The following is a 7,719-nucleotide window of genomic DNA, read 5'->3' as shown; positions in this document are numbered from 1 at the left end:
CAGGGCCCTGCTGCGCCCGGGGGCGGGATCAGTCGCGCGGGCTCAGGTGCAGGATGATGTACTCGTACGCCTGGGAGTTCGGGCCCGGGTTGATGTAGGGGTCGCTCTCGTTCGGCCAGCCGGTGAAGTCGGTGTCGTTGTACTCGTACCAGGCCGCGCCGTAGAACACCGGGACGGCGGGGACGTCGTCCGACATGATCTGCTGGAGGGTGTTCAGCGCGGTCTTCTCGGCCGCGGCGTCGGCCGCGTTCTGGAACGCCTTGACGGCGTCGCGGGCCTTCGGGGAGTCGTACTTGCTGAAGTCGCCGGCCGCGACCTGGCCGGTCTCGGCGCCCATGCTCGGGTCGAGGACGTACTGCAGGCGCTGGAACGGGGTGCCGCCCTGGCCCCAGTGGATGGCCGCCTCGTAGTTGCCGGTGGTGATGGCGGTGTTCCAGCTGTTGAAGTCGAAGGCGCCGTTGGTGCTGACGTCGAAGCCGAGCGCGTTGAGGTCCTTGGCCATCGCCTGCGCGGCGCACCAGTAGTCGGAGAACGAGTTGGGGTCGATGATGGTGAACTTGATGGTCTTGCCGTCGCGGGTCCACTTGCCGCTGCCGTCCTTGGTCCAGCCCGCGCCGCCGAGCAGCGAGTCGACCTTGGCCGCGTCGGCCTCCGGCTTGAGGTCGTCGGCCAGCGCCGGGTTCAGCATCGCCTGGTCGACCGGGAGCAGCAGGCCGCCGGAGGAGGTGGCGGGGCGGGCGTAGTCGGTCTCGCACTGGCCGGCGTAGGCGCGGCGGTTGAGGCCGGCGCTGATCGCCTTGCGGACGGCGGGGTCGGCGAGCGCGGGGGCGCTGGCGCTCTTGTTGTTGAGCATCAGGGAGACCGTGTTGGACGCCGGGAAGTACGGCGCCGTGCTCTGGAACAGGTGGTGGTGTTCCGGGTCCTTGCCGACGAAGGTGTTCTGGACGTTGGTGATGTTGTTGCCGGTGAGGTCGATCTCGCCGTTGTTGAGCGCCAGGGTGGCGGCATCGTTGGTCGCGTAGGCGGGGAAGGAGATGTGCTGCACCTTCGGCTTCTCCCGGAAGGCCGGGTTGACCTTGAAGGTGATGTTCTGCGCGGTGAACTTGTCCACCAGGTACGGGCCGGTGCCGATCGCCTGGTCGGCCTTGACGACCGCGGTGCCCGGGTTGCTGATGGTGGACCAGATGTGCGCGGGCACGATCAGCTGGTTGCCGATGCCGATGAAGTTGGCCTTCTGCGGGCCGTCGAAGTCCAGCACGACGGTGGTGGCGTCCGGGGTGGTGATGCTGCTGGGCAGCGGCGCGCCGCCGGTGTTGGTGGCCGGGTTGGCCTTCAGCATCTCGAAGGTGAACTTGACGTCCGCGGAGCTGAAGGGCTTGCCGTCGCTGAAGGTGATGCCGGACTGGAGCGTCAGGGTGAGCGTGCGGTTGTCGTTCGACCACGCGTAGGACTTGGCGAGCCACGGGATCGGCGGCTGGTCGGCCTTGAGGGTGTTGAACTGGAAGAGCGGCTCGAAGATCAGCGAGCGGGCGTTCTGGGCGGAGAGGAAGGAGTTGCCGTCGAAGGGGTTGTAGTTCTCGGTGAACGACGGCATCGGGGTCGACTCGACCACCAGGGTCCGGTCGGCGCCGGCCTCGGTGGACTTCGAGTCGCCGGAGTCGGTGCAGGCGGTGGCGCCGAGGCCGACGGCGGCGACCAGGGCGAGGGCTCTGAGGGCGGTGGAACGGCGCATGGGTGGGAGCTCCTAGGGTGGGGTTTCGGGTGGGGTTTCGGGTGGGTTTCGAGCGGGGACGGCGGTCGTTCAGGCGGGCGCGGTGCCCGGTGCCCGGTCGGGGTCGAGCAGCCAGCAGGCGGCGACCTGGTCGCCCGCGGCGGGTCGCACCGGCGGCGCGGTCTCGGCGCACACCGGCATCGCGAGCGGGCAGCGCGGGTGGAAGCGGCAGCCGCTCGGCGGGTCGATCAGGCTGGGCGGCGCGCCGCGCCCGCGCAGCACCACCGGTTCGCGGCGGCGCGGGTCGGGGGCGGCGCTCAGCAGCAGCCGGGTGTAGGGGTGGGCCGGGAAGTCGGTGACCTGGAGGGCCGGGCCGGACTCGACGATCTGCCCGGCGTACATCACCACGACGGTGTCGGCGAGGTAGCGGGCCGAGGCGATGTCGTGGGTGACGTACAGGATGGCGAGCCGTTCGCTCTCGCGCAGTTCGTCGAGCAGGTTGAGCACGCCGAGCCGGATCGAGACGTCGAGCATGGAGACCGGCTCGTCGGCGAGCAGCACCCGGGGGCGCACGGCGAGGCCGCGGGCGATGGCGACCCGCTGGCGCTGGCCGCCGGAGAGCTCGTGCGGGAACTTGTCGAGGTAGCGTTCGGCCGGGGTGAGGCTGACGCGTTCGAGCAACTGGGCCGCGCGGGCGTCGAGTTCGCTCCCGCGCAGGTCCTGGTGCAGCTTGAGCGGGCGGCGCAGGTGGTAGCGGACGCTGTGCACGGCGTTCAGTGAGGAGAACGGGTCCTGGAGCACCAGGTGCACCTGGCCGGCGTAGTCGCGCCGGGCCCGCGCGGAGCCGCCGACCGGTTCGCCGTCCAGCAGCAGTTCGCCGGCGGTCGGGGCGGTGAGCCGGGTCAGCAGCCGCGAGAGGGTGGACTTGCCGGAGCCGGACTCGCCGACCACGGCGGTGACGGTGCCCTCCGGCAGGGCCAGCGAGACGTCTTCGACGGCGCGCACGACCCGGCCGCGCCGCGTTCCCCCGTGGACCGGGAAGTGCTTGGTGAGGCCGCGGGCCTCCAGCGCGGGGGTGCCCGGCCGCTTCGGGCCGTGCACCACCCGGGCGGTGTCGGTGCTGGTCACAGGGTGCTCCCAAGGACTCGGGCGAGCGGCGCCGGGACGTGCTCGCCGCCGGTGTGCAGCCAGCAGGCGGCCGAGCGGTCGGCGGGGGCGCCGTCGGGTTCGGGGGCGCCGTCGGGTGCGGCGGGTTCGGTGAGCCGGGGGGTCTCGTGCGCGCAGCGCTCCAGCGCGAACGGGCAGCGCGGGTGGAAGGCGCAGCCGGCGGGCAGCGCGGTGAGCGCGGGCGGGGCGCCGGGGATGCCCTCCATCCGCACCCGTTCGCCGTGCAGGGACGGGAAGGAGTTCAGCAGCCCCAGCGTGTACGGGTGCCGCGGGCTGTGGAACAGCCGCTGGGCGTCGGCGAGTTCGACGATCCGCCCGGCGTACATGATGGCGATGGTGTCGGCGAGTTCGATCAGCAGCGACAGGTCGTGGGTGATGAACACGATCGCGAAGCCCAGGCGGTCCTTGAGCTGCATCAGCTCGTCCAGGATCTCCCGCTGGGTCACCACGTCCAGCGCGGTGGTCGGTTCGTCCATGATGACGACCCGGGGCTCCAGCGCCAGCGCCATCGCGATCATCACGCGCTGGCGCATGCCGCCGGACAGCTCGTGCGGGTAGCTGCGCAGCCGCTCCTCGCCGATGCCGACCAGGCGCAGCAGTTCGACGGCCCGCTCCCGCCGTTCGGCGGCGCCCAGTCGGGAGCGGTGGGCGCGGAGCGCGTCGGTGAGCTGGGCGTCGATCCGGGCGACCGGGTTGAGCGCGTGCATCGCGCTCTGGAACACCACCGAGATCTGGTCCCAGCGGATCCGGCGCAGCGTGGCGGCGTCGGCCTCCAGCAGGTCGAGGACGCCGTCGGGGCCGTGGAAGCGCACCTCGCCGCCGGTGATGACGCCGGGGGCGCGCAGCAGCCTGGTGACGGCGTACGCCAGGGTGGACTTCCCGGAGCCGGACTCGCCGGCCAGGCCGAGCACCTCGCCGCGGCGCAGGGTGAGGGTGGCGTCGGTGACGGCGCGCACGCCGCCCTTGCCGACGCCGTAGTCGACGCACAGGTCGCGGACTTCGAGGACGGGTTCGCCGGTCACGGCTGCGCCTCCTTCAGCGGGACGGGGATCGGCGGAGCGGCCTGCGGCGCGGCGGACTTCAGCACGGGGGTGAGGCCGAGGCGGAAGACCACCCCGCGGACCCGGCCGGTGCGGGCCGAGGTGAGCCGGGGGTTGATCACCTCGTCGATCCCGAAGTTGACCAGGGCGAGGGCGATGCCGACCAGCGCGACGGCCAGCGCGGGCGGCAGGTACCACCACCAGTAGCCGTTGACGGCGGCGCCGGAGGACTGGGCCTCGTTGAGCACGGTGCCCCAGGTCACCGAGGCGGGGCTGATCACGCCCAGCCAGGCCAGCGCGGTGTAGGTGCCGATGCCGTAGATGACGGTGAAGATGAAGGCGGACGCCAGGATCGGCAGCAGGTTCGGCACCACCTCGAACAGGATGATCCGCCAGGTGCGTTCGCCGATCACCCGGGCCGCCTCGACGTAGTCGGCCGCGCGCAGCGCCAGGGTCTGCGCCCGCAGCACGCGCGCGCCCCAGGCCCAGGCGGTGAGGGCGATCACCGAGCCGATCAGCAGCGGGTTGCTGGTCTCCGAGGGCGGCAGCGGCTTCATGATCACCATCAGGATCAGCAGGCCGGGCAGTGCCAGGAAGATGTTGGCCAGGGCGGAGAGCAGGTCGTCCACCAGGCCGCCGACGAAGCCGGCGGTGACGCCGACCGCGACGGACAGCACGCAGGCGAACAGCCCGGCGAGGAAGGAGATCAGCAGGGTGTCCCGGCCGCCGGTGAGCAGCCGCGAGAACAGGTCGTGCTGCTGCTGGTCGGTGCCGAGCCAGAACCGGCCCGAGGGGGCGAGCGGCAGACCGCTGGTGCGGTCGGCCTGCCAGTCGGCGGAGTGCGGCGCGATCAGCGGTCCGACCACGGCCAGCAGCAGGAGCACCAGCAGCAGGGCCGAACCGGCGAGCACTTTCGGGGAGCGGAGCGCACGCATCGCTCAGGCCTCCTTGCGGGCACGGGGGTCGAGGGCGACGTAGGCGAGGTCCGCGACCAGGTTCACGGCCAGCACGGTGAGGACGACGACCAGCAGGATCCCCTGGAGCAGCGGGTAGTCGCCGGTGAGGACGGCCTGGTAGATCTGCCAGCCGACGCCGGGGTAGGTGAAGACGATCTCGGTGACCAGCGAGCCGGTCACCACCAGGCTGATCGAGAGGGCGAAGTTGGAGATGGTCGGCAGGATCGCGTTGCGCGCCGCCACCGCGGCCACCCGCCACGGCGGGAGCCCCTTCGCGGCGGCGACCAGGACGTAGTCCTCGTCCATCGTGGTGATCATCATGTTGCGCATGCCGATCACCCAGCCGGCCAGCGAGGCCAGCACCACGGTCAGCGCGGGCAGCGTGCCGTGCTCGATCACGCTGGTGACGAACGGCCCGTTCCAGCCCGGCGTCAGGTGGGCGTGCCGGCCGGTGTCGTAGCCGTTCTGGTAGGGGAAGAAGCCGCCGAAGTAGCCGAGGGTCATCATCACCAGGAAGGCCAGGATGAAGTACGGCACGGACTGGAAGAAGGTGACGGCGGGCAGCAGGCCGTCCAGCAGCCCGTTGCGCTTCCAGCCGACGACGATCCCGGCCAGCGTGCCGACCACGAAGGCCAGCGCGGTCGCCGTGCCGACCAGGCCCAGCGTCCACGGCAGGGTGTCGCCCAGGATCGAGGAGACCGGCGCGGACTGCGAGGTGGACAGGCCCAGGTCCCCGTGGAGCAGGCTGGAGAGGTAGGTCAGGTACTGGCTCAGCAGGCTGTGGTCGGCGCCCGTGCCGTACTGCGCCTCCAGGGCCCGGATCGCGTCCGGGTCGAGGTTGGCGCCGCGCAGTTTGGCCAGCGCGTTCTGCAGGGCGCTGCCGGGCAGCAGCCGGGCCAGGAAGAAGTTCAGGGTCACCGCGGCGAAGCCGGCCAGCAGGTAGAAGCCGAGGCGGCGCAGTAGCGTCCGCATGCCGATGCTCCCTTCGGGGTCCTCGGGCGCCACTGGCGCGTGGGTGGGCGGTGCGGCGCGGCGGCCGCGGGTCCGGTGGGGCGGGGCACGGTCAGGACAGCGCGCGCGGGACGGTGCCGGTGCGGCAGGCCCGGCCGTACCAGTGGGCGCTGTCCTTCGGGGTGCGCCGCTGGGTGGGGAAGTCGACGTGCACCATGCCGAAGCGCTTGGCGTAGCCGTACGCCCACTCGAAGTTGTCCAGCAGCGACCACAGGAAGTAGCCCGCCACCGGTACGCCCGCCTCGATCGCCCGGTGCACCGCGGTGAGGTGCTGGTGGACGAAGGCGATCCGGTCCCGGTCGTTCACCGCGCCCTCGGGGGTGACGTAGTCCTCGCAGGCGATGCCGTTCTCGGTGATGACCACGGGCAGGCCGGGGTGCTCCAGGTGGATCCGGTCGAGCAGGTCGCGCAGGCCGGTCGGGTCGATGCTCCAGTTCATCGCGGTCAGCTCGCCGGGCGGCTGGTGGAAGGCCACGTGCTCCGAACCGGGCCACGGCGAGTGGTCGCTGCTGCCGTGGCAGTCGTCGCGGGAGGCGCCGCTGCCGGAGACCACCGCCGGGGAGTAGTAGTTCAGGCCGAGCTGGTCGATCGGTGCGCCGATCGCCGCCAGGTCGCCGGGGTGCACCAGCTTCTCCCAGTCGACCAGGTGGGCGGTGTCCTGGAGCAGGTCCGCGTCGTAGCGGCCGCGCAGCACCGGGCTCAGGAAGATCCGGTTGCCGACCGCGTCGATCCGGCGGACCGCCTCCTGGTCCTCGGGGCTGTCGGTGAGCGGCCGCACCTGGTGCAGGTTGAGCGAGAGCGACAGCTGGGCGGTGGCCGGCAGTGCGGCGCGCAGTGCGGCCGTGCCCCGGCCGTGCGCCAGGTTCAGGTGGTGGGCGGCCTTGAGCGCCTCGGCCGGGTCGGTGCGGCCCGGGGCGTGCACGCCGGAGCCGTAGCCGAGGAAGGCCGAGCACCAGGGCTCGTTGAGGGTGGTCCAGTGCCGCACCCGGTCGCCGAGGGCCCCGGCCACCAGGGCGGCGTACTCGCCGAAGCGCTCCGCGGTCCCCCGGACGGTCCAGCCGCCGGCGTCCTCGAGGTGCTGCGGCAGGTCCCAGTGGTAGAGCGTGGCCAGCGGGGTGATGCCGGCCGCCAGCAGTCCGTCCACCAGGGCGCGGTAGAAGTCGAGCCCGCGCTCGACGGCCGGGCCGCGCCCGGTGGGCTGCACCCGGGGCCAGGACACCGAGAAGCGGTACGCGGTCAGCCCGAGGTCCTTCATCAGCGCGACGTCCTCGCGCCAGCGGTGGTAGTGGTCGACCGCCAGGTCGCCGGTGTCGCCGCGGTTGACCTTGCCCGGCGTGTGGCTGAAGGTGTCCCAGATGGACGGGGTCCGACCGTCCTCGGCGACCGCGCCCTCGATCTGGTAGGCGGAGGTGGCGGTGCCCCAAAGGAAGTCCGGCGGGAAGCGGAGGACGTCGTCGGTACGGGCCTCGGCGGCCTTGCGGTCCTGGACCTCGGTCATTTTGGGAGCGCTCCCATGCATTCGGAACGGGTGCCCGCCGCGACGTCTGAACGGCGCGGCGGGTGGGCAGGAAAGTAGCGGCGGCCTGACTGGGAGTCGGAAGCGCTTCCAGCGGCGGTGCCGGAAGTTTCTGCCCGTCAGACGGAGCTGTCAAGGACTTGGACCGCCCGTATCGGAAATGAAACTGGAAGCGCTTCCAGTCGTGGCCGGAGCGGTGCGGCGGACGGTGCGGCGGGCGGTGCGGCGGGCGGTGCGGCGGGCGGTGCGGCGGCAGCGCGACCGGCCCGGCCCCTGCCGCGGGTGCGGGCGGGGGCCGGGCTGCGCGTCCGGGGCGGG

At 72.2% G+C, this 7,719-nt stretch carries 6 protein-coding genes; all 6 read right to left on the bottom strand.

The annotated features are described in order from the left end of the window. Positions 1 to 28: 28 nt before the first annotated feature. The 6 genes from ACFUEL_RS30480 to ACFUEL_RS30455 all read right to left on the bottom strand — a co-directional run bounded on the left by ACFUEL_RS30480 (position 29) and on the right by ACFUEL_RS30455 (position 7,383). Positions 29 to 1,732: an ABC transporter substrate-binding protein gene (locus tag ACFUEL_RS30480; protein ID WP_380240008.1), complete on the bottom strand. Its 1,704-nt coding sequence runs from the start codon at positions 1,730 to 1,732 to the stop codon at positions 29 to 31. A gap of 69 nt (positions 1,733 to 1,801) precedes the next feature. Next, on the bottom strand, positions 1,802 to 2,839 hold the full coding sequence (locus ACFUEL_RS30475) for an ABC transporter ATP-binding protein (RefSeq protein WP_380240007.1): 1,038 nt from the start codon (positions 2,837 to 2,839) through the stop codon (positions 1,802 to 1,804). Then, positions 2,836 to 3,900, bottom strand: coding sequence for an ABC transporter ATP-binding protein (locus ACFUEL_RS30470; protein ID WP_380240006.1), 1,065 nt, complete (start codon positions 3,898 to 3,900; stop codon positions 2,836 to 2,838). Before ACFUEL_RS30470 ends, ACFUEL_RS30475 begins: the two co-directional genes overlap by 4 nt. Continuing rightward, positions 3,897 to 4,853, bottom strand: a complete 957-nt coding sequence (locus ACFUEL_RS30465; protein WP_380240005.1) for an ABC transporter permease — start codon at positions 4,851 to 4,853, stop codon at positions 3,897 to 3,899. Before ACFUEL_RS30465 ends, ACFUEL_RS30470 begins: the two co-directional genes overlap by 4 nt. 3 nt (positions 4,854 to 4,856) lie before the next feature. Next, a complete protein-coding gene (locus ACFUEL_RS30460) occupies positions 4,857 to 5,846 on the bottom strand; it encodes an ABC transporter permease (protein WP_380240004.1) in 990 nt (329 codons plus the stop codon). A 91-nt stretch (positions 5,847 to 5,937) separates the two neighbouring features. Beyond that, entirely contained in the window at positions 5,938 to 7,383 is a 1,446-nt protein-coding gene (locus ACFUEL_RS30455; protein ID WP_380240003.1) for a GH1 family beta-glucosidase, read from the bottom strand. Positions 7,384 to 7,719: the final 336 nt, after the last annotated feature.

Source organism: Kitasatospora sp. NPDC057198, assembly GCF_042670125.1.
GTDB lineage: Bacteria > Actinomycetota > Actinomycetes > Streptomycetales > Streptomycetaceae > Kitasatospora.
Note: the sequence above shows the minus strand (reverse complement) of the source record. Positions and strands in the feature narration are given on the sequence as shown.